Origin of the sequence: Nevskia sp. (assembly GCF_023266035.1) — a bacterium.
Lineage (GTDB): Bacteria > Pseudomonadota > Gammaproteobacteria > Nevskiales > Nevskiaceae > Nevskia.
In genome coordinates this window covers 1-22,849 of record NZ_JAHFRY010000010.1, presented here as the reverse complement: position 1 = coordinate 22,849, position 22,849 = coordinate 1, and the positions used below count along the sequence as shown (strand labels likewise).

At 64.3% G+C, this 22,849-nt stretch carries 16 protein-coding genes; 8 read left to right on the top strand and 8 right to left on the bottom strand.

The features are described 5' to 3' along the window. Positions 1–16: 16 nt before the first annotated feature. Complete coding sequence (locus Q0D45_RS02265) at positions 17–3,202, bottom strand: efflux RND transporter permease subunit (protein ID WP_293387913.1); 3,186 nt, start codon at positions 3,200–3,202, stop codon at positions 17–19. A 42-nt stretch (positions 3,203–3,244) separates the two neighbouring features. Continuing rightward, entirely contained in the window at positions 3,245–4,489 is a 1,245-nt protein-coding gene (locus Q0D45_RS02260) for an efflux RND transporter periplasmic adaptor subunit (RefSeq protein WP_293387911.1), read from the bottom strand. Between the two features lie 448 nt (positions 4,490–4,937). Between Q0D45_RS02260 and Q0D45_RS02255 the strand changes: the two genes are divergently transcribed. Further along, positions 4,938–5,615, top strand: coding sequence for a TetR/AcrR family transcriptional regulator (locus Q0D45_RS02255; RefSeq protein ID WP_293387909.1), 678 nt, complete (start codon positions 4,938–4,940; stop codon positions 5,613–5,615). Between the two features lie 166 nt (positions 5,616–5,781). Beyond that, positions 5,782–7,281 carry an aldehyde dehydrogenase family protein gene (locus tag Q0D45_RS02250; RefSeq protein WP_293387907.1) on the top strand — a complete coding sequence of 500 codons (1,500 nt, stop codon included), beginning with the start codon at positions 5,782–5,784 and terminating at the stop codon, positions 7,279–7,281. A 9-nt stretch (positions 7,282–7,290) separates the two neighbouring features. On the opposite strand, the gene Q0D45_RS02245 is transcribed toward Q0D45_RS02250, so the two are convergent. Next, positions 7,291–8,172, bottom strand: coding sequence for a LysR family transcriptional regulator (locus tag Q0D45_RS02245; protein ID WP_293387905.1), 882 nt, complete (start codon positions 8,170–8,172; stop codon positions 7,291–7,293). A gap of 221 nt (positions 8,173–8,393) precedes the next feature. Here Q0D45_RS02245 and styA point away from each other — a divergent pair, with 221 nt between their 5' ends. The 5 genes from styA (at position 8,394) to rmuC (ending at position 13,613) form a co-directional block, all read left to right on the top strand. Continuing rightward, on the top strand, positions 8,394–9,668 hold the full coding sequence (gene styA, locus Q0D45_RS02240) for a styrene monooxygenase subunit StyA (protein WP_293387903.1): 1,275 nt from the start codon (positions 8,394–8,396) through the stop codon (positions 9,666–9,668). Between the two features lie 51 nt (positions 9,669–9,719). Then, complete coding sequence (gene styB / locus Q0D45_RS02235) at positions 9,720–10,226, top strand: styrene monooxygenase NADH-dependent flavin reductase subunit StyB (protein WP_366946315.1); 507 nt, start codon at positions 9,720–9,722, stop codon at positions 10,224–10,226. A 138-nt stretch (positions 10,227–10,364) separates the two neighbouring features. Further along, complete coding sequence (styC, locus tag Q0D45_RS02230; RefSeq protein ID WP_293387897.1) at positions 10,365–10,841, top strand: styrene-oxide isomerase StyC; 477 nt, start codon at positions 10,365–10,367, stop codon at positions 10,839–10,841. Positions 10,842–11,002: 161 nt separating this feature from the next. Next, positions 11,003–12,019, top strand: coding sequence for a helix-turn-helix domain-containing protein (locus tag Q0D45_RS02225; RefSeq protein WP_293387894.1), 1,017 nt, complete (start codon positions 11,003–11,005; stop codon positions 12,017–12,019). A gap of 157 nt (positions 12,020–12,176) precedes the next feature. Further along, entirely contained in the window at positions 12,177–13,613 is a 1,437-nt protein-coding gene (gene rmuC, locus Q0D45_RS02220; RefSeq protein WP_293387891.1) for a DNA recombination protein RmuC, read from the top strand. 111 nt (positions 13,614–13,724) lie between these two features. On the opposite strand, the gene Q0D45_RS02215 is transcribed toward rmuC, so the two are convergent. The 5 genes from Q0D45_RS02215 to Q0D45_RS02195 form a co-directional block, all read right to left on the bottom strand. Then, on the bottom strand, positions 13,725–14,474 hold the full coding sequence (locus Q0D45_RS02215; RefSeq protein ID WP_293387888.1) for a hypothetical protein: 750 nt from the start codon (positions 14,472–14,474) through the stop codon (positions 13,725–13,727). 11 nt (positions 14,475–14,485) lie between these two features. Next, positions 14,486–16,102, bottom strand: coding sequence for a hypothetical protein (locus Q0D45_RS02210; protein ID WP_293387885.1), 1,617 nt, complete (start codon positions 16,100–16,102; stop codon positions 14,486–14,488). A gap of 39 nt (positions 16,103–16,141) precedes the next feature. Then, complete coding sequence (locus Q0D45_RS02205) at positions 16,142–17,209, bottom strand: OmpA family protein (protein ID WP_293387882.1); 1,068 nt, start codon at positions 17,207–17,209, stop codon at positions 16,142–16,144. Between the two features lie 213 nt (positions 17,210–17,422). Continuing rightward, the gene (locus tag Q0D45_RS02200) at positions 17,423–18,511 is read right to left on the bottom strand and encodes an OmpA family protein (RefSeq protein WP_293387879.1); all 1,089 of its coding nucleotides are present in this window, start codon (positions 18,509–18,511) and stop codon (positions 17,423–17,425) included. Positions 18,512–18,670: 159 nt separating this feature from the next. Further along, positions 18,671–19,948 carry an FAD-dependent oxidoreductase gene (locus Q0D45_RS02195; RefSeq protein WP_293387876.1) on the bottom strand — a complete coding sequence of 426 codons (1,278 nt, stop codon included), beginning with the start codon at positions 19,946–19,948 and terminating at the stop codon, positions 18,671–18,673. A 133-nt stretch (positions 19,949–20,081) separates the two neighbouring features. Between Q0D45_RS02195 and glnE the strand changes: the two genes are divergently transcribed. Next, positions 20,082–22,841, top strand: coding sequence for a bifunctional [glutamate--ammonia ligase]-adenylyl-L-tyrosine phosphorylase/[glutamate--ammonia-ligase] adenylyltransferase (gene glnE / locus Q0D45_RS02190; RefSeq protein ID WP_293387873.1), 2,760 nt, complete (start codon positions 20,082–20,084; stop codon positions 22,839–22,841). Positions 22,842–22,849 lie beyond the last annotated feature (8 nt).

Here is a 22,849-nt window from a genome sequence, read left to right as displayed (position 1 = left end):
AATGCAGACACGGCGCTCAGGCTTCGATCGGATGGGCGATGACAGCGGGCGTGGCAGCGGCGCGCTTAGCCTTGCGGCGCTCGTGCCAGCCCTCGATCACCACGTAGAACACCGGCGTCAGAGCCAAGCCGAAGAAGGTCACGCCGAGCATACCGGCGAACACCGCGACACCCATCGCATGGCGCATCTCGGCACCGGCACCCGTGGAGGTGATCAGCGGCACCACACCCATGATGAAAGCGAACGAGGTCATCAGGATCGGCCGCAGACGCAGGCGCGCGGCTTCCTTGACTGCAGCGACCACGCCCATGCCTTCGAGCTGCCGTTCACGAGCGAACTCGACGATCAGGATCGCGTTCTTGCAGGCGAGGCCGACCAGCACGATCAAGCCGATCTGCGTGAAGATGTTGTTGTCGCCGCCGGTCAGCCAGACGCCGCTGATCGCCGAGAACAGGCTCATCGGCACGATCAGGATCACCACCAGCGGCAGGCTCCAGCTTTCGTACTGCGCGGCCAGCACCAAGAAGGCCAGCAGCACGCAGAGGCTGAAGACCAAGGTGGTCGTGTCGCCGGAAATGATCTTCTGGTAGGTCAGCTCGGTCCACTCGTAGCTCATGCCGCGTGGCAGATTCTCTGCGGCAAGTTCTTCCATCAGCGCCTGCGCCTGGCTGGAGCTGACGCCGTCGACGCCGGTGCCGTTGATCTCGGCCGTGGCATAGCCGTTGTAGTGGCTGACACGATCCGGCCCGGCGCTCTGGTTGACGGTCACGAACGAACCCAGCGGCACCATCTCGCCGGCGGCGTTGCGGGTCTTAAGCGAAGGGATGTCCTTGGCTTCGCGGCGGAAGCCGGGCTCGGCCGAAACATTGACCTGATAGGTGCGGCCGAAGCGGTTGAAGTCATTGACATAGACCGAGCCGAGATAGGCCTGCATGGTCTGGAACACGTCGTTGAGATCGACCCCTTCCGCCTTGGCCTTCTCGCGGTCGACGTTGGCATCGATCTGCGGCACAGCGACCTGGAAGCTTGAGAACACGTCCTTGAGCTTGCCGGAAGCCCTGGCCTTGGCGATCAGGTTCTGGGTCTGCTTGTGCAGTTCCTCGAAGCCGAGCGCGCCACGATCCTCGATCTGCATGCGGAAGCCGCCGATGGTGCCGAGGCCTTGCACGGGCGGCGGCGGGAAGATCGCGATGAAGGCGTCCTGGATGTTGTGGTACTTCTTGCCGAGCTCATCGGCAATCGCACCGGCAGACAGCGTCTTGTCCTTGCGCTGATCGAAGGGCTTCAAGGTGACGAAGACGATGCCGGCATTGGTGCTGTTGGTGAAGCCATTGATCGACAGGCCCGGGAACGCGACGGCGCTCTCCACCCCCGGCTGCTGCAGGGCGATGTCCGACATGCGGCGGATCACGTCCTCGGTGCGATCGAGCGAAGCGGCATCCGGCAACTGCGCGAACGACACCAGATACTGCTTGTCCTGCGGCGGCACGAAGCCACCGGGCACCTGGCGGAAGCCGAGCACGGTCAGGCCGATCAGGCCGCCGTAGATCAGCAGCGCGATCGAGCTGCGCCGCGTCACCTTGCCGACGATGCCGACATAACGCTCCGAGCCCGCTTCGAACACGCGGTTGAACGGCCGGAAGATCCAGCCGAGGCCGCGATCCATCCAGCGGGTCAGGCGATCTTTCGGTGCGTCGTGACCCTTCAGCAGGATCGCGGCGAGCGCCGGGCTCAGGGTCAGCGAATTGAACGCCGAGATCACCGTGGAAATCGCGATGGTCAGCGCGAACTGGCGATAGAACTGGCCGCTCAGGCCGCTGATGAAGGCAGTCGGGATGAACACCGCGCAGAGCACCAGACCCGTGGCGACGATCGGCCCGGTGACTTCCTTCATCGCTTGCCTTGTCGCTTCCTTCGGCGTCTTGCCGAGCGCGATGTTGCGCTCGACGTTTTCGACCACGACGATCGCGTCATCGACGACGATGCCGATCGCCAGCACCAACCCGAACAGCGACAGCGCATTGAGCGAGAAGCCGGCGATCTTCATCACCGCGAACGTGCCGATCAATGAAACCGGCACCGCGACCAGCGGAATGATCGACGCCCGCCAGGTCTGCAGGAACAGGATCACCACCAGCACCACCAGCACCACAGCTTCAAACAAGGTGTGCACCACGGCTTCGATCGAGCCGCGCACGAACACGGTCGGGTCGTAGACGATGCTGTAGTCGACGCCTTGCGGGAAGTTCTTCTTCAGCTCTTCCATCTTCTTGCGCACGGCATCGGAAATTGCGATCGCGTTCGAACCGGGGCGCTGGAACACCGGAATCGCCGTCGCCGGCTTGTTGTTGAGCAGGCTGCGCAGCGCGTACTGACTGGCGCCGAGTTCGATGCGGGCGACATCGCGCAGATGGATCACCGCGCCATTGCTGTCGCTGCGCAGCACGATGTTGCTGAAGTCTTCTTCAGTGACCAGGCGGCCCTTGGTGTTGATGTTCAGCTGGAAGCTTTGATCGCTGTGCGCCGGGGGCGCGTTCAGCGAACCGGCGGCGACCTGGATGTTCTGCTCGCGGATCGCCTTGACGACGTCGCCGGTGGTCATGCTGATCGAGGCCAGCTTCTGCGGATTGAGCCAGACCCGCATGCTGTAATCGCCGAGGCCGAAGATCTGCACGTCGCCCACGCCATCGAGACGCAGCAGCTCATCCTTGATGTTCAGGCGCGCGTAGTTCGACAGATACAACATGTCGTAGCGGTCATCCGGCGACAGCAGATGGACGACCATGGTCAGGTCCGGCGAGCTCTTGTTGGTGGTCACGCCGAGCCGCTGCACTTCTTCCGGCAGCTTCGGCAGCGCCTGCGAGACGCGGTTCTGCACCTGCACCTGGGCCTTGTCGAGATCGGTGCCGAGGGCGAAGGTGATGGTTAGCTGCAGCGCGCCGTCGCTGGTCGACTGCGAGGACATGTAGCTCATGCCCTCGACACCATTGATCAGCTCTTCCAGTGGCGTGGCCACGGTTTCACCGATCACTTTCGGATTGGCGCCCGGATAGTTGGCGCGCACGACCACCGTCGGCGGCACCACTTCCGGGTATTCGCTGATCGGCAGATTCGGCAGCGACAAGGCGCCTCCGATCAGGATCAGCAGGGACAGCACCGCCGCGAAGATCGGGCGGTTGACGAAGAATTGCGAAATGTTCATGTGACTCCCCTGCGGTGCTTCTGGACTGCCGATCGCCTGGCCTTAGCTCTGCTTCGCGACGGTTGCGGCTACGGCGTTCTCGCCAACTTTCTTGTCGACGTTCGCTTCCGTTTCGGCAGGACGCCCGGCCGCTTCGGCGAGCTTCCGCTGCGTGTCCACGCGCAGGTCCATCGCCACCTTTTCGGCTTCGACGACCTCACCCGGATGGACGCGCTGCAAGCCGTTGACGACCACCACATCGCCCGGCGTCAGGCCGGTATTGACCACGCGCAAGCCATCGACCATCGGGCCGACGGTGACGCGCCGGTACTCGACCTTGTTGCCGTCGCCGATCACGTAGACAAACTTGTTGCCGAGATCAGTGCCGACCGAACGATCGTCGACCAGCGTCGCGTGCTGGGTCGTTGCGCTGCTCAACTGCAGACGGGCGAACAGGCCGGGCGTGTAGCGGCCATCGGCGTTGTCGAGCACTGCGCGCAGGCGGATCGTCCCGGATGTGGTGCTGACTTGGTTGTCGACGAAGTTCAGCCGCGCCTCATGGGGGAAGCCTTCCTCGTTGGCGAGGCCAAGACGCACTGGGCTGGTCTTGCTGGCCAGTGAGGCGCCCTGCGAGTACTTGAGGAAGGTCTGCTCGTCGACATCGAAGTTGGCATAGACCGGGTTGACGCTGACCACTGCGGTCAGCACGTCGGCGCTGGTCACCAGGTTGCCGAGGGTGATGCGCTGATTGCTGGCGCGGCCATCGATCGGCGCGGTGACCTGGGTGTAGCTCAGGTTCAGGCGGGCCATGTCGAGCTGCGCGGCAATCGCGCCGAGTTCAGCTTCGGCGCTGAGCGAAGCGGTGGCGAGGCGATCAGCCTCTTCGTTGGCAATCGCGTTCTGGTCCAGCAGGCGCTGGGCGCGATCGCTGTTCGAACGCGCCAGCGTGGCCTGGGCGCGAGCCTGGGCGTAGGTGGCCTTGAGCCGATCGACTTCGCTCTGGAACGGACGCGGATCGATCTGGAACAGCAGCTGCCCCTTCTTCACCAGCTCGCCTTCATTGAAGCCTACCTGCTGGATGTAGCCGCTGACCCGGGGGCGGATCTGCACGGTATTGACGGCTTCCAGGCGGCCGGTGAATTCGTCGGATACGGTGATGTCGCGGGCAATGATCTCGGCGGCAGTGACCTTGGTCGCGGCGGGGGCAGCGGCGTCCGGCTTCGGTTCCTTGCCCATTGCGATGCCGGCGATCAGCGCGAGGCTGGCAGCGGCGGCGGTGAGGCTGTAGGTCAGTTTTTTCGTGGTCATTGGGTTCCTTCCTGGAATGTCTGCCGGTTCGGGGGAGCGGCGTGTGGCGGTTAAGCAGGTGTTACCGGTAAGTAACATTTCGGCACGTTACTGACCGGTAACGTATCTGTCAAGCCTTCGCTTGAACGGGTGCTGGTCGGGGCCTGTTGGCGCGGGGATGGCGCTACGGCTGAGCGATGGAAAGCGGGTCGCTTGCGAAGCTGCGGGCCGCGCCCGAACTGCGTCGATGCAGTGGCTGCTCCGATAGCTGCTTCATCGGAGGTCTTCGGGCTGCGAGCATTCTGCGAGTGGCGCGGCAACAAGCGAATACCTGATCGTCGCGGCCGCTTGCCTATTTCTGCCCCGTGTCAGCACCTTCTGTCATATCGATGAAACCTGTTAAAGTGTTACCGGTCAGTAACACTACTCAGATCGGTGGACTGACACAGCGACTCAGATGGAGGACCGCATGAACACGATGAGCAAGACGCTTTCAACCGGCAGTGACACCAGCGCAGCAGCGGTGCCGAAAGTCCGTGTGCGCGACCGTATCCTCGATACCGCGCGGGGTCTGTTCTATCGCTATGGCTTGCGCGCGGTCGGTGTCGAAGCCATCGCTTCGGAAGCCGGCACCAACAAGATGAGCTTCTACCGCTGCTTCCCGTCGAAGGACGAACTGATCGCCGAATACCTGCGCGAACAGGGCCGCGGCTACTGGGACTGGTGGGACGCGGCGATCGCCCCGCATGCCGGCGATGCCCGCCGCCAGCTCGAAGCCTTGTTCGACAACTACATGACCTTGACCTGCAAGGACGGCTCGCGTGGCTGCTCGTTCGGCAACGCCGTGGTCGAACTGCCGGAAGGCGATCATCCGGGTCGCAGGGTCATCGAGCAGCACAAGGCCGAGATGCGCGGCCGCCTGCGGACGCTTTCCAGCGAGGCCGGCGCGAGCGATCCCGAAGCGCTCGGCGACACCTTGATGCTGCTGATGGAAGGCGGCTATCTGACCCGGTTGAGCTTCTGCAGCCAGGGACCGATCTCGGTCGCCGGCAAGGCGGTGCGGACCTTGCTCAATGCGCATATTCCGGCGGTCGCCCCAACGGCGAAGACCCCGCGGGCAGCGAGTCCGAAGCGCAGCAAGGCCTGAATCGGCGGGGCCGAGGCTGGCCCCTGAAGTGCTTTGGGAGCGCTTTGCACGCATCGGCAGGCAGCTTGCACGCGGTGCCTAGCGCCTTCGGTGGGGGTTTCGATAATCGAGTCGCCGCGTCGTACCGACGCTGCCGCTGATATCGCCGCCACTCCGGAGTTGCCGAATGAATAGCCCGTCCACCCCTGCCGCGCAGCTTGCTGCCGCCCAAGACATCGCTGCGCTCGAACTGTTCATCGGCGGGCGCTTCGTGCCTGCCTCCGATGGCGGCACCCTGGACGTGGTCAGCCCGGTCACCGAGGACGTGATCGCCACTTCGGCCAGCGGCACGGCTGCCGATGTCGATACCGCCGTGAAGGCGGCCCGCGCCCAGCTCGATGGCGGCGAATGGCGGCGCATGAGCGGTTCGCAGCGCGGCCTGCTGATCCACCGCCTTGCCGATCTGGTGGCTCGCGATGCCGATCTGATTGCTGACATGGACGCCAGCTGCATCGGCCGCTCGCCGATCGAGCCGCGCCTGCTCGATCTGCCGAATGCGATCGAAACCCTGCGCCATTCAGCCGGCTGGGCCGACAAGATCGAAGGCCGGACCATTCCGACGCCGGGCTACATGGGCATGCCGACGATGTCGTACACGCTGCGCGAGCCGGTCGGCGTGGTCGGTGCCATCGTGCCGTGGAACACGCCGTTCATGATCACCGCCTGGAAGCTCGGCCCGCTGCTCGCCGCCGGCTGCACGGTGGTGCTGAAGCCGTCCGAGGAAACGCCGCTGTCGGCGCTGCATCTGGCCAAGCTGTGCCAGGAAGCAGGCATTCCCGATGGCGTGGTCAACGTCGTCACCGGCTACGGCCGTGTGGTCGGCAAGGCGCTGTGCGAGCACCCGGGCGTCGACAAGATCACCTTCACCGGCAGCCCGGAAGTCGGTGCCGAAATCCAGCGCATCGCTGGCCCCTTGTTCAAGCGGGTGTCGCTGGAACTCGGCGGCAAGAGTCCGCAGATCGTGTTCGATGACGCGTCGCTCGATGCCGCTGCCCAGGGCTGCGCGATGGGCGTGTTCTTCAACCAGGGCCAGATCTGCGCCGCCGGCACCCGCGTGCTGGTTCAGCGCGGCATCGCCGAGCGCTTTGCGGCGATGCTCGCCGGTGCGGCCAAGAGCGTGAAGGTGGGCAATCCGCTCGACGAAGGCGTGCAGATGGGGCCGGTTTCCAAGAAGGGCCAGTTCGAGCGCGTCAATCGCTACATCCGCCAGGGCATCGCCGAAGGCGCCACTTTGCTCGCTGGTGGCGAGACCACGCATACCAAGGGCTGGTTCGTGCAGCCGACGATCTTTGCCGACGCCAGCAACAGCATGAGCATCGCCCAGGACGAGATCTTCGGACCGGTGGCGACGATCATTCCGTTCGATACCGAGGAAGACGCGATCCGCATCGCCAACGACTCGCGCTACGGCCTCGGCGCCACGGTCTGGACCGGTAACGTCGCCCGCGCGCATCGCGTGGCACAGGCGGTCCGTGCCGGCGCGGTAGGCATCAACTGCTGGGCGCCGATCGATGCCCGTCTGCCCTGGGGCGGCGTGGGCTCCAGCGGCATCGGCCGCGAGTGCGGCTTGTCCGGCGTGCTGGCCTACACCGAGGAGAAGGCGATCACGGTGCTGCTCGCCGGCTAGCTTTATGGTCTAGAGGCGCCGCAGCTCGGCGACCACCAGATCGATGAAGCATCGTGCCCGCGGACTCAGGAAACGGGTCTGCGGGTAGATGATGCTGACCGGCTCCGGAATCGGGTAGTAGTCCTCCAGCAGCGGCACTAGGCCCTGCGCCTCGAAATCATCCTTGATGATCCAGTCCGGCACCTGGGCGATGCCGAGGTTGGCGCGCACCGCATCGCAGATCGAATCGGCATCGTTGATCCGCAGCGGGCCGCTGATTTCCACACTTTGCCGGCCGTGTTCGGACTCGAAATCCCAGCGCGAGGTGTTGCCGTAGACGATGCACTGGTGCTCGCCCAACTCCAGCGGCGTGTCTGGCCGGCCGTGACGGGCCAGGTACTCCGGCGAAGCCAGCAGCGTGTGCTCGACGATGCCCAGCGAACGGGCGATCAGCGTGTTCGACGGCAAGGTGCCGATGCGGATGCCAAGCTCCAGGCCGTCTTCGATCAGATCGAGCACGTTGTCGGTCATCACCACGTCGAGCTTGATCTTCGGATAACGCTCGATGAACCGGGTCAGCACCGGCAGCACCCGCCGCCGGCCGAACGAACTGGGGATGGTCAGGCGCAGCACGCCTGAAGGCTCGGTGACGGCCGTCTTGCGCCCGACGGCGCTCAGCGAATCCAGCGTGTCGAGCATCTGCCGGGCGGCTTCGTAAAGCTGGGTGGCCTCGCTGGTCGGATGCAGCTTGCGCGTGGTCCGCGTGAACAATTGCACGCCCAGGTTGGCCTCGAGCGCGGCGATGACCTTGCTGACCGCCGATTGGGTCATGCCGGTTTCGCGGGCAACGGCCGAGAAACTCCCGGCTTCGAAGGCCCTGACGAAGGTCGAATAGGCTTTGGTGATATCCACCTGCGAGCTTGCTCCTGTGAGGTTTACGGCGGTATGCGGCGTCGAATCGGCTTGCGCGGATCGGCGCAAACTCTGGCCAGACCCGAATTGAAGTTCAGGCATTCAGTCCAGACTGGAATAAGTCTTTATCAGATTTCGAGGTTTTCAAGCAGGATTCACGGACGCAGAATCCGATACACAAAAGTAAGACTATCCAATAAAAGCTGAGGAGCTTGATCGGGATGAGCAAAAAGGTCGGAATCATCGGTGCCGGTACGGCCGGCTTGCATCTGGGCCTGTATCTCCGCCAGCACGGCGTCGATGTGACCCTCTATACCGATCGCAAGCCGGACGAGTACCACGGCATGCGTCTGCTCAACACCGTGGCCCATCACGCCGTGACGGTGAAGCGCGAAACCGCGCTGGGCGTCAATCACTGGCCGGACCAGAAGTTCGGCTACTTCGGCCACCACTATTTCATCGGTCTGCAGCCGCAGCCGCTGGAGTTCTACGGCGATCTGCATGCGGCCAGCCGTGCGGTCGATTACCGCATCTATCAGCCTCGGCTGATGGAAGATTTCATGAACGCCGGCGGCAACATCGAATATCGCGAAATCAAGAGCGAAGAAGTCTCCTCGCTCAGCGCCCGGCATTACCTGCTGGTGGTCTGCACCGGCAAGGGTCCGTTCGGCCAGATGTTCACCTACGAAACGCAACACTCGCCGTTCGACAAGCCGCAGCGTGCGCTCTGCGTCGGCATCTTCAAGGGCATCAAGCAGCGTCCGGTCCGTGCGGTGACGATGTACTTCTCCCCCGGCGCCGGCGAGATGATCGAAATCCCGACCACCACGTTCAACGGCATGCAGAACGCGCTGGTCATCGAGAACATTCCCGGTGGCGATCTCGAAGTGCTGGCCAAGACCAAGTACGACGACAATCCGAAGGCCTTCATGGCGCTGCTGCTGGACAAGCTGCGCAAGCACTATCCGACTTGCGCCGAGCGCATCGACGAGCAGGAGTTCGACCTCGCCAACGGCCCGCTGGACCTTCTGCAGGGTGGGGTGACGCCGACCGTTCGCCGCTCACACGTGGCGCTTGAGGGCGGCAAGATCGCGATCGCACTCGGCGACGTGCAGGTCACCGTCGATCCGCTGCTTGGTCAGGGCGCCAACGTGGCATCGCATGCAGCCTGGATCCTCGGCGAGGAACTCGTTCGTCAGGACGTGTTCGACGAGCGCTTCGTGGAGCACGTCAACATGCGCCGTAACGATCGCGTGCTCGGTGCCGCGCGCTGGACCAACTTCATGATGACCAATCTGAAGGCGATGCCGATCGAGCTGCAGCAGTTCATCGGCGCGCTGAGCCAGAACCGCGCGTTGGCCGACGAGTTCACCGACAACTTCAACTTCCCCGAGAAGCAGTGGGATTGCTTCGCCAGTGTCGACCGCATGAAAGCCTGGGTCGAGACACGTATGAAAGCCGCGGCCAAGCAGCCGAAAATGGCTACGGCGGCCTAAGCATCGCCGGCACAGTGACAAGGACATCAAGATCCTTCTGGAGTGTCAGCCATGAGTCATGCAGACCCAGCGTCGGGCAAACGTAGTCGAGTTGATCCGGAGAGTTTCCGGAAGTCGGTTTCGATGTTCGCCACCGGCATCGTCGTCCTCACCTGCGAGGACGATGACGGTCAGGTGCACGGCATGACCGTCAACAGTTTCACTTCGGTGAGTCTCGATCCGCCAACGGTGCTGGTCTCGTTGAAGCCAGGCAAGGCGCATCGCCTGATCTCGCGCAATGGCCGATACGGAGCCTGCATCCTCAATGAAGGGCAGCAGAGCTTCTCCGCGCATTTCAGCGGTCGTCCGCAGGAATCTTTGCTGCCGGATTTCGTGGTTCGCGAACAGTTGCCGACCCTGCGTAATTGCCTGGCCTGGTTCGAATGCGAAACGATCGAGAAGGTACAGGTTCACGATCACACCTTGTTCGTGGCACAGGTCACCGCCTGTGGTAGCGAAGCTGGGGCGCCGCTGATGTTCTACGGCAGCCGCTATCACCGGACGGCCATTGCCGCCTGAGTGGAGTTCTCGGAAAACCCGTGCAGATCCGATTGGAGGATCTGCACGTGAGAAGTAGAGCCTTGTAGTGAAAGGTGGCAATCAAGCATGGCCAGATCCGATGAGGTCCGGTCGACACATAAAAACGGGGAGAGCGAAATGGCGGCAAAGCAACTGCAACGCAAGATGGCTGGCCACGGCATCTTGATGATTTTCTCGACGCTGCTGTTCGGCGTTTTTCTGTGGATGAATCTGGTCGGTGGTTTCGAGATCGTCCCGGGCTACATCCTGCACTTCAATATTCCGGGCACACCGGAAGGCTGGGCCAAGGCGCATACCGGTCCGGCCATGAACGGCATGATGGTGATCACGGTGGCTTTCGTGTTGCCGCTGCTGGAGTTCACCGAAAAGACCGCAGCGCGACTCGGCTGGATTATCGTTCTCGATGGCTGGGCCAATGTCGGTTTCTACTTCTTCGGCAATTTCTCCGCGAACCGCGGCCTGAGCTTCGGCGACAGCCGCCTCGGCCCGGGCGACATCTTCAGCGCACTGGCACTGGGCCCGGCTTATCTGTTCGGTGTGCTGGCACTGATCGCGCTGTTCATCATCGGACGCCAGGCGCTGCGCGCGCGCTGACACGATTGTTCGCGGTGGGCTTGCTCGAGATGATTTGAGGGCAGGACCGATAGATCAGGCCCGGACCACGTAGTCCGGGCCTGATGAGGGCCAAAGAGCCCCAAACGCCGGGACGATCCAACCCTTGGATGTCCGTGCGAACGTGTTGACGGAGAAATGAAATGATTGGAATGAATGCAGTGCCGAGCTTTTCCCGGCCGGCGGATGGTGGTGTGATGTTTCGTCTCGGCCCTTCGGAATCCGTACACGGTTTCGGGCAGTGGAAGGATTTCGTCAACAACAACTTTCCCTGGCTGGAGCACCGAAACTATTCCGGTGGACTTTTCGAAGCCGAGGTCAGCGCCTTCAAGTTTGGTGATGGCGCGTTGACGATGATCAACGCGGATGCCAGCGAAGTGATCCGCACGCGTCATCTCGCCGATCGTTCGGAGTCCGGCTACATCAAGCTGGTGTGGCAGTTGTCCGGCGATATCCAGCTTGAGCAGGACAATCGTCTCTGCCACATCACGCCGGGCCAGACCACGGTCTGCGACAGCACGCGCCCCTATCGCATTCGCGTATCCGATAGCGCTCATTTCGCGGTGCTGATGTTGCCGCATGTGGCCTGCCCCGGTTGGGAACGGATCAGCCAGAAGCTGTGCGGTCAGCAACTCGGCGACAGTGCCACCTTGCGTGCCACGTTCGGCGCACTGATGGCACTCAGCGGCGCCGGCCTCGGCGGCAAGGACGGTGTCGGTGAAACCGTGCTGCATGCCGTGCAGTCGATGATCACCTCTTCGCTGCATCAGGCAGCGAGCGAGCTGGGCTTGCCCAGTCTGAACAACATACGTCTGCATGATCGTTTGAACCGGGCCCAGCAGCACATCCTCGATCACATCTCCGATCCTGGGCTTGATCCGGATGATCTGGCGTCGGCGCTGTGCATGTCGCGGCGCTCCCTGTACATGCTGTTCAAGGAATGCCGGCTGACGCCCTCGAAGATGATTCACGATCTGCGTCTGGAGCGCAGCCGTCAGGCACTTGATGACAGCAGCCGTCCGAATCGCAAGATCACCGGCATCGCTTTCGATCACGGATTCAACGATTGCGCCACCTTCAGCCGCCTGTTCAAGGTGCAGTACGGCCTCACGCCCAGCGAATATCGCTTGCGTGCCTTGTCACCGCGACTGAGTAGCTGAGCAAGTCGCCTTGTTGCCCGTCTGATGCAGCAAGGGACGGGTGTTCAAGAACATGCCCGCGCGCGTCGTCACATGACGCGGGCCTGGCGTCGCTGGTCATCTTTCCGGATATCGATGGCGGCGCCTCAAGGCGGAGGCTCGCCCGTACAATCCGGCGATGACGACTCCTGATCTCCTGCTGCTCGCGGTTTCCTTGATTGCCGCCATCGCCGCCGTGTTCGCCTGGCTGGCGGCGCGTGGTCTGTCTTCCCGCTTGAACGATGGTGCCCGCGATGCCGTGCGGCTCGAAACCGCGGTGCGCGATGAGGCCGCGACGGCGCGTCGCGAAGCCGGCGAGCAGGCGGCGCGAGGCCGCGATGAACTGGCCGCAGCGCTGGCCCGCTTCGGTCAGGTGCAGACCGCGCAGGCCGATGTGCTCGGCCGCCAGCTGGCCGGCCAGCTGGAAACCTTCGCCCGCCAGCTCGAAGCCCAGACCCGTCTCGGCGACGAGCGTCAGCAGGCCTCACTCGCCGAAGGCCGTGCAGCACGCGAGCAGCAGGCGCAGGTGCTGTCGCGTTTCGGCGAGGCGCTGGCCACGCAGTTCAATGGCTTGAGTGAAGCCAGCGCGCAGCGGATGAACGAGCTGCGCGGCACGGTCGAGACGCGGCTGGCGGCGATCCAGGCGGACAACACCGCCAAGCTCGACGAGATGCGCCGCACCGTCGACGAAAAGCTCAACGACACCTTGCAGAAGCGCCTCGGCGAATCGTTCTCGCGAGTCGCCGAACGCCTGGAGCAGGTGCAGCGTGGCCTCGGCGAGATGCAGTCGCTGGCGGCAGACGTCGGTGGTCTGCGGCGGGTGCTGAGCGGCGTCAAGACCCGCGGCACCTGGGGCGAAGTGCAGTTGGGCAGCCTGCTCGAGCAGATGCTGGTCGCCGATCAGTACGAGGCCAACAAGGCGACGCGGCCGCGCAGCACGGAGCGGGTGGAATATGCGATCCGCCTGCCAGGGCGCGATGCGATCGACACCCCGGTGTGGCTGCCGATCGACGCCAAGTTCCCGCGCGAGGATTACGAGCGCCTGCTCGATGCCCAGGAGCGCGCCGATGCGGCCGGTGTCGAGGAAGCCGGCAAGCAACTGGAAACGCGCATCCGCGAAGAAGCCAGGAAGATTCGTGACAAGTACATCGAGCCACCGCACACCACCGATTTCGCGCTTCTGTTCCTGCCGACCGAAGGCCTGTACGCCGAAGTGATCCGCCGGCCGGGGCTGAGCGAATGGCTGCAGCGCGAATGCCGGGTGACGGTGGCCGGGCCAACGACGCTGAGCGCGCTGCTGAACAGCCTGCAGATGGGCTTCCGCACGCTGGCGATCCAGAAGCGATCGAGTGAAGTCTGGTTGACCCTGGGGGAGGTCAAATCCGAGTTCGACAAGTTCGGCGGCGTGCTCGGCAAGGTCAAGAAGCAGCTGGAAACGGTGCAGAACTCGATCGGCGATGCCGAGACACGAACGCGCCAGATCAGCCGCAAGCTGAAGAATGTCGAATCACTGCCCGGCGTCGTGGTCGCGCCGATCCTCGGCTTGGAGGCGGAGGAAGGCGACAGTGAGGATTGATGGCCAGCGCCGAGCCGCATCCACGGCGCCTCAGAAAATGGATTGCCCAAACAAAAACGGGCCTGCATCGCTGCAGGCCCGTTGAAAGCGAAAAGCTGAAAGCTCAACCAATCACTTCGAGATGCAGGCCTCGATCACGTTGAGGCCCGCCAGCACGCCGATGGTTGGCGAGAAGTCGAGCCTTGCGCCGTTGAACGGCTGCGTCGTGACGACGCTGACGAAGGCCAGCGACTGACCCGCCAGCAGCGGCAGACCGAGCAACTGCAGGCTCAGTGCCGTATCGCTGGTCTGCACGCCCGGTCCCTGCACCACAGCGCCCGTCGTGTTGACGCTGAAAGCCGAAACGCGGGAGAGCAGAGCCACATCGGCGACGGAGTCCTGTGGGTAGGCGACGAAGAAGCCTGCCCGACGGAGAACCGTCGGTGAGCTCACATAATTGGTCGTGCCGTAGCCGTTCAGATCGATCGTTCCCGCAACCCCGAGGCCAGCCGTTTCCACCGAGAAGGTGCTGACGTTGGCATCGAAAGCCGACACCGGAGAAGCGACCCGACAGTTGAGACAAAGACCTTCCGTGCCGACATCAACCGAAGTCACGTTGGCCACCGGTGCATAGGTGGCGTTCGGATTGTTCGGATTGCAGTCTTCCAAGCTGGTTGGCGGCGGCGGCGGGGTTGGCGAGCAGCTGATCACGCATTCCCCTGGATCGCCGCCCGTCGTCGTGCCACCGGTCGTCCCGCCGGAGCTTCCGCCGCTGGTCGTGCCGCCACTGATATCGCTGTGCTCGTCGGCGCAGCCGGCAAGACCTGCAGCCAGCATCACGGCTGCGGTCAGGGACACCAGGCTCAGATCACACTTGTTCATTCGTGCGGGGCTCAGTTCGACACGCAGACTTGGGCGACCTTGAGCTGGCCCAGCGCGCCGACAACATTGCGGAAAGCCAAGTCGACGCCATTGAATTGGCTGGTCGGCACGAAGCTGGCGTAGGACGGCGCGACGCCGCCAATCAGGCTGGTGCCCAGCAGGTCGAGATTCAGCAGGCTGCCCAGGTCGGCGCTGGATACGACTGTGCCATTGAGCGTGGCGCGCACGGTGATGTTCTGCAGCAGTGTTGCTGTCAGCAGAGCACCCGCCGGATCGGCGATCACGAAGCCGACGCGGCGACCAACTGGATAGGTTGTCGAAGTATCGACCACTGACAGGACCGAGGAAGCGCCCAGCAAGCTGACCGGCGCGGTGATGGTGGCCAGCGAGAGGAGGTCGGTGTCGATGGCGCTGTTCGGATTCTGGACATCGCAACCCAGGCACAGGATGCCGCCCTCAGGCGCCGATACAGCCGTCGCATTCGGAGCCAGCAGCGGGCTGGATGCCGGGATCAGTGGATCGCAGAAGGATGCTGACGCGCCGCCAGTCGTGCCACCGGTAGTGGTGCCGCCCGTGGTGCCCGACGTCGTGCCGCCAGTCGTGCCCGAGGTCGTTCCACCCGTGGTGCCAGAAGTGGTGCCACCCGTGGTCCCCGCAGTAGTGCCGCCCGTCGTACCCGCCGTGGTTCCGCCCGTCGAGCCACCGGTGGTGGTGCCGGGATCATTCGGGTCCACGGCAACGCAGGCCTGGAACACACCCAGGGTAGCTAGCGCATTGACGGCGGAGCCGAAGCGGATGCGCAGTTCGTTGAACGGCGTAGTCGGGATGAAGCTGGCGAAGGTCGGCTCGGTGCTGCCGATGATCGCCGAGCCGAGCAGGTCGAGCGACAAGGTGGTGTTGTCGGCACTCGACTGGACGACACCGTTGTTGACAGCTTCGACTGTGACCTGCTGCAGCAGCGTCGCGGTCAGCAGGGCGCCTGCCGGATCGAAGATCACGAAGCCAGCGCGACGGCCAGCCGGATAGAGCGTAGCGGTGTCCTGCACCTGCAGTTCCGCCGAGCCGCCGAGCAGGCCGACCGGAGTGCTCAGCAACGAGATCGTCGTGATGTCGGTATCGATCGAGTTTTCCGGGTTGGCGACGCTGCAGCCGAGGCAAATACCATTCCTCACGCCAATGGCCGTGGCATTCGGAATCTGGATCGGCCGGTAGGTGCTCGAGGTCGGGTTGCAGACGATGCCGCCGAGGCCGCCCGTGGTACCCGAAGTGGTGCCGCCGGTGGTGCCTGCAGTCGTACCCGAAGTGGTGCCACCGGTGACGCCCGAGGTAGTACCGCCGGTATCGCCGGCAGTCGTGCCGCCGGTGGTACCTGCAGTCGTACCCGAAGTGGTGCCACCGGTGACGCCCGAGGTAGTGCCGCCAGTATCGCCGGCCGTCGTGCCACCGGTGGTGCCTGCCGTGGTCCCCGAAGTGGTGCCACCGGTAGTTCCGGCGGTGGTGCCGCCCGTCGTGCCCGAAGTCGTGCCGCCCAGTCCGCTGGCGTCGTCCGCGCAGCCGGCAAGGCCGACGACCAACGCCATCGCGGCGGCGATCGGGATCTTGCGTATGCGCTTTTGAAGATTGTTCATGGTGCTCTCCACTACATTATCTGGTTGAGGACGAAGGGCTTATCGGACGCCGATAACCTTGAATTCGGTGCGGCGGTTCAGCTCGCAATCGTCTTCACTGGTTTCCGGGTTGATCAGCAGACGCGATTCGCCGTAGCCGACGGCGGTCAGCTGTTCCGGTCTCGCACCCTGCGAAATCAGGTAGCTGCGGACCGAATTGGAACGGGCCTGCGACAGTTTCAGGTTGTAGGCATCGCTGCCCTTCGAATCGGTATGGCCGCCGATCTCGACCTGCAGCGACGGCTGGCCGACGAAGGCCTTGACCACGGTGTCGAGCACGGCTTCAGCGTTCGGCGTCAGACGCGCCTTGTTGAACTCGAAAGTGACGCCCTTCAGTTCGATGATCTGGTCCGGAATGATGCAACCCTCGGCATCGACCTTCATGCCGCGCGGCGTATCCGGGCACTTGTCGAGCTCGTCGGCCACGGTGTCGCCGTCGGTATCGATGAACGGCTTCGGCACTTCGCGAATCACTTCGACAATCTTGGGTTCCGGTGCCGGGATGGTCACGGTGCTCGACTCGCCGCGGCCGAGCGGGAATTCGAGACCCAGCGAGAAGCGGATGTCTTCGTTGCCGGCGCGGAACTCGTCACGGATGTAGCGGCCTTCAGCGCGGACGCGGATGCCGTGATAGAGGTCGGCGCTGACCAGGCCTGCGCCGGCGCCGTAGATCACGCTCGCGGCGTCGCGCTTGTCCGGCGTCACGTCGTTGTAGGCGCCGCCGACACCGAGCAGCAGGAACGGGTGCACCGGCGCCGAGCCTTGGCGCTCGGTGATCGTGTAGACCAGATCGACCATGCCGCTGTACTGGTAGAAATCGGTGCCGTTGCCGTTGCCGGTCGCGTAGATCGCCCAGTGGGCGCCACCTTCGATGCCGAGGTGCGGCGTGAACGAGTGACCGTAGAGCAGCGATACGCCGCTGCCGCTGCGAACGCCAGTGCGGGCTTTATCGGGAATTTCGTAGGTTGGCAGCACGCTGAGGTAATCGTGCTCGCCAACATTTTCCTCGCCCTGGGCAAGAGCGCCGCCACTGGCGAGCACCGCTGCCGCAATCAATGCATTACGCATGTTTTTCCCTGTATGAGCCTGTTCTGGATGGAACGGCGCACCTCCTGCCAACCCCTGCCTCAGGGCCGCAGATTGAGCACCGAATCATTCAAAGTCAATTATTTGACAGCAATAAGCTTGCCGACAAAATCGTCGGGCTTTACCAAACTAATCAAGCATTTGTATAGCGATAACAATGAACCCCCGGCCATCGGCAAGGGGTTCATTTTCATCTCAGCGGGCCTTGACCCGGAACTCGACACGACGGTTCAGCAAGTAGTCGTCTGGATTCCGTTCCGGCTTGATCTTCAGCTGCGATTCGCCGTAGCCAACCGCCTTCAGCTGATCAGGCGAAACGCCCTTGTCGATCAGGTAAGCGCGGACAGCATCGGCACGACCCTGTGACAGCTTGAGGTTGTAGGCCGCGGAACCCTGGCTATCGGTGTGACCGGCGATTTCGACCTGCAGCGAGCGCTGGCCGGCCATGCCCTTGGCGATGACGTCGAGCACCGACTGTGCATTCGGACGCAGCTTGGTTTCGTCGAGGTTGAAGGTGACGCCACGGAGTTCGATCAGCTGGCCGGCGAGGATGCAACCCTCGGCGTCGACCTTCAGGCCCTTCGGCGTATCCGGGCACTTGTCGAGTTCGTCAATGACGGTATCGCCGTCGGTGTCGATGAACGGACGCGGCACTTCCTTGTCGGTCTCGATGATCTTGGTTGCTTGCGGCGTGAATACCGTGGTCAGCGTCTGACGGACGCGGCCGAGCGGAATTTCCACGCCGATGCCGACGCTGGGATCGCCGTAGCCGCTTCTGTACGTGGAGTACGTGTAGCGGGCTTCGCCGCGAATGCGGACGTTGTGGAAGACCGGCGCGGTGACGAAGCCGACGCCGGCGTTGACGGCAAAGCTGGAATCGTCACGCGTATCGATCGCCACGTCATCGCTGTGCGTGCCGATGCCGATCAGCGCGAACGGAGTGATCGGCCGTTCGTCACGACGATCCCAAGGGGTCACGGTCAGATCGACGCCGCCCTGGACCTGGTAGAAATCGGAGCCTTTTCCGCGTCCGGTCTCGAAAAGCTGGAAAGCCACCCGGCCTTCCACCGAAAGCAGTTCATGGAACTGGTTGCCGTACATGAAGGCGATACCGCCGCCGATATTGTCGGTTCCCCGGCCGTTGTCGGGAAACACACCGGAAGCGATCACGCTGACGTAATCGTTCGATGTGTAGACGAGGCGATCGCGGACGATCGGTTCACCCTCGGCCAGCGCCGCGCTGCTGGCGCAGATCAAGGTCAAGGTCGCGATATTCTTGAGCATTTCCCTTCCTGAGTCGGTGTAATCAGTAGCTGCAACGGCGGTCAGCGCGGAACGCTTGCCGAGATTTTGAATGGTTATTTGCTCACAGTTTGGCCATAGGCCGCGCTATCGTCAAAGGGGTAGGTAAAATTGCAAGATCCGGACCCATCAGCGCGGCGCTCAAAAGCGGGTCGGGGCGTACGGTGCGAGGTCCAGGGTAGGGGGACGAGCGGACAAGATTTCTGCTACCAGCTGGCCGGTGATCGCCGACAAACTGACGCCCAGCATGCCGTGGCCGGTGGCCAGGGTCAGATTCGCGAGGTGCGGCGCACGGCCGATGATCGGCAGATCGTCCGGCGTCATCGGCCGCCAGCCGTACCATTCTTCTTCCACGGTCGGTCCGACCGGTTCCTGCAGATATTCCGCCGCGCCGCGCGAAAGCGCATCGAGCCGCAGCCGGTTCAGGCTGCTGTCGTAGCCGGCGAACTCCATTGTGCTGCCGAGCCGGTAGCCGGAATCCCAGGCGGTGACGCAGACGCTGCGTTCCTTCAGCACCATCGGAATGACCGGCGCGATGCCGGGCCGGCTGTAGGTGATCGAATAGCCCTTGCCCGGCTGGATCGGAATCTTCAGGCCCAGCGCCTGCCCGAACTGAGGCGACCAGGCGCCGAGGGCAAGTACCACATCCCGGCCGCGATACGGGCCGCCCGAGGTCTGCACCGAGTCGATCCGGCCGTTGGCAGTCTCGAAGCCGGTGATCTGCACGCCCTGCTCGATGACGCCGCCGGCTGACCGGACGGCGCGGACCAGTTCGGCCATGTAGGTGTTCGGCCGCAGCCGTGCGTCATCGGGATGGAAGTAGCCGCCGGCCACCGAGTCGTTCAGCGCCGGTTCCCTGGCGCGCAGGGCCGGGCCATCGAGCGCTTCACAGGGAATGCCGAGCGAACGCAGCAGCACCGCATCCGGGGCGGCGTGCTCGTAGCCGGCGGCCTCGCGATAGACATACAGCGTGCCGCTGCGCTCGAACTCGCAAGCTAGGCCTTCGTCGGCGATCAGTTGTTCGAGGCGGAGACGCGAGGCCTTCAGCAGGATGGCCTTGGTCTGCGCCGTGGCCAGGAAGTCGCGTTCGTTGCACAGCTTCGCGAAGCGCAGCAGCCAGCCGAGCAGGGCCGGATCGAGGCTGGGCTTGATGCGCAGCGGCGCGTCGGCTTTGAGCATCCACTTCAGCGCCTTGGCCAGGGTGCCGGGCGCGTGCAGCGGCAGATGGCTGGGCGTGATGGTGCCGCAGTTGCCGTGGCTGGCCGCGCTGCCGGGCGTCTTCTGCTCCAGGATGGTCACCGCCCGGCCGGCGCGCAGGCAGAACAGCGCCACGCTCAGGCCGATGACGCCGCCGCCGAGGATCAGGACATCGCAGGAGCGGGCGGACGCGCCGGCGGGCTGGGAACTGCTGTTGTTCATCGGGGATGAGGACGGGGCTCGCGCCCGGCTGCGTTCGAGAGCGCGGACTATAGAGCGGGCGGGACTTCCCTTCAGCTTGAGGCGCGGCTGATCGCTACACTCGCGCCCTCTTTAAAGATGGATCCGCCGATCGATGAGCGCTTCCGACCTGCTGGCCCGCGTATTCACCGCCAGCCCTTTCGTGGCGTCGGTCTTCCGGCGCGAGCAGGCCTGGGCCGATGCCGCCTGGGCTGACGGCGAATTCGCAGGCACGCTGCCACCGGTTGCCGGGCGGCTGAGCGAAGCCTGCGCCGGCAGCGCCGACGAAGCCGCGCTGATGCGCGCGCTGCGTCGCTTCCGCAATCGCGAGATGGCCCGCATCGCGGTGCGTGACATCGCCGGTTACGCGACGCTGGACACCACGCTCGGTGATCTGTCCGATCTCGCCGATGCCGCGATCGACGTCACCATGAGCTTCGTCGCCATCACGCTGCAGGCGCGCCACGGCCGGCCGATCGCGGCTGATGGCAGTCTGGCCCTGCCGTTCGTGCTCGGCATGGGCAAGCTCGGCGGCCGCGAGCTGAACTTCTCCAGCGACATCGACCTGATCTTCGGCTACACCGCCAATGGCGACACCGACGGTGCCCGCTCGCTGGCCAACGAGGAGTACTTCGCGAAGCTGGCCCGCGATACCAGCCGCCTGCTGGCGTCGGCTACCCAGGATGGCTTCGTGTTCCGTGTCGACACCCTGCTGCGGCCGTTCGGCAGCGTCGGCCCGTTCGCGGCCTCGGCGTCGGCGATGGAGGACTACTACCAGACGCATGGCCGCGAATGGGAGCGCTACGCGATGGTCAAGGCGCGGCCCTGCGCCGGTGATCTTGCCGCCGGTTGCGCGCTGCTCGATCGCCTGCGGCCGTTCGTCTATCGCCGCTATCTCGACTACGGGGCGCTCAATTCGCTGCGCGATCTGAAGGGTCTGATCGATCGCGATGCCCAGGCCAAGGGCGCTGTCGACAACCTCAAGCTCGGCCCCGGCGGCATCCGCGAAGTGGAGTTCATCGTCCAGCTGTTCCAGCTGACTCGCGGCGGCCAGGACGCCCGCCTGCGCGACGCCCGGCTGCGGCCGGTACTGGCCTATCTCGGCGAGGCCGGCCTGCTGCCGGCCGATGCCGCGCAGGCACTCGATGCCGCCTACGTGCTGCTGCGTCGCGCCGAGAACGCCGTGCAGTTGCATGGCGATCTTCAGACCCATGTGCTGCCGACCAACGAAACCACCCGCGCAGCGTTTGCCGCGGCACTCGGCAGCGCCGACTACACGGCGGCGATGGTGCCGCTGGAAGCCGCTCGTCAGCGCGTGCGCCGCGAGTTCGAGCGCCTGTTCGCGGAACCGGAAAAGACGCCGCAATCCCGATGCTTCGACAGCGCTGCCGGTGAAGCCTGGGGCACCTCGGCCGAAGACCCTGAGACCCTGTCGGCGCAGGGCTTCGGCAGCGGCGCCGCGCTGGTCGCCAAGGCGCTGACCGATCTGCGCCAGTCGCGGCAGATGCGCACCTTGAGCGATGCCGCCCAGCAACGCCTGCGCACCTTGCTGCCGCTGCTGCTCGATGAAGCGATCAAGCAGCCGGAGCCGGCCGTCGCCGCAACCCGCGTCTTCGAAGTGATCGCCGCCACCCTCGGCCGCAGCACCTATCTGATCCTGCTGCACGACTCCGCCATGGCTCGCGCCGCACTGCTGCGTCTGTGCGCCGCCAGCCCCTGGCTGACCACCTTGCTGGCACGCACGCCGGCGCTGCTCGATGCGCTGCTCGATCCACGGCTGGCCACCGAAGCGCCATCGAAGGTCCAGCTGCGGGACGACCTGGTGACGCGCTACGCCCGGGTCGAAGCCAGCGATGTCGAAGCGCAGATGGACGTGCTGCGCCGCTATCGCCAGGAGATGACCCTGCGCATCGCCGCCAGCGATCTGGCCGGCAGCCTGCCGCTGGTCCAGGTCAGCGATCGGCTGACCTGGCTGGCCGAAGCGATCGTCGATCGCGCGCTGGCCAGCGGCTGGGCGCAGCTTGCCGAAGCCCATGGCGAGCCCAGTCATGCCGATGGCCGCCCGGCCGGTTTCGCGATCCTCGGTTACGGAAAATTCGGCTCGATCGAACTCGGCTACGGCTCCGATCTCGATCTGGTCTTCGTCTACGACTGCGATGCCCCGGATGCCGCCACCAATGGCGCGCGGCCGCTCAGCAATGCCCAGTTCTTCGCCCGGCTCGGTCAGCGCATCGTCCATTACCTGGCCACCCAGACGCCGGCCGGCCGCGCCTACGAAATCGATCTGCAGCTCCGGCCCAGCGGCAACTCCGGCCTGGTGGTCAGCGGCCTGCCGAGCTTTGCCCGCTATCAACGCGAATCCGCCTGGACCTGGGAGCACCAGGCACTGCTGCGGGCGCGAACCATCGCCGGCAGTGATGCCCTCTGCGCGGCGATCGCCGACGTGCGCCGCGAAGTGCTGTGCCGGGTCCGTAATGCCGAAACCCTGCGCCGCGAAGTGGTCGAGATGCGCACCAGGATGCGCACCAGCCTGGAGAAGCGCACGGCCGGCAAGTGGGACGTCAAGCAGGGTGCCGGTGGCCTGATCGACGCCGAATTCCTGACCCAGTACCTGTGCCTGCGCGATGCCCACAGCGAGGCGCGGCTGATCGAATACACCGACAACTGGCGGCAGCTGGAAGCACTGGCCGATGCGCAGCGGATCACCGCCGAGCAGAAGGACAGCCTGCTGCACGCCACCCGGGTCTATCGCGGCTGGCTGCATCGCCGCGCCTTGCAGCAGGCCGATGGTCTGGCCGATCAGGCAGACTTTGCCGAAGCGCGCGCCGCCGTCGCGGCGTTGTGGCAGCAACTTGTCATTGGAGAAGTGCAGTGATCGTCGTC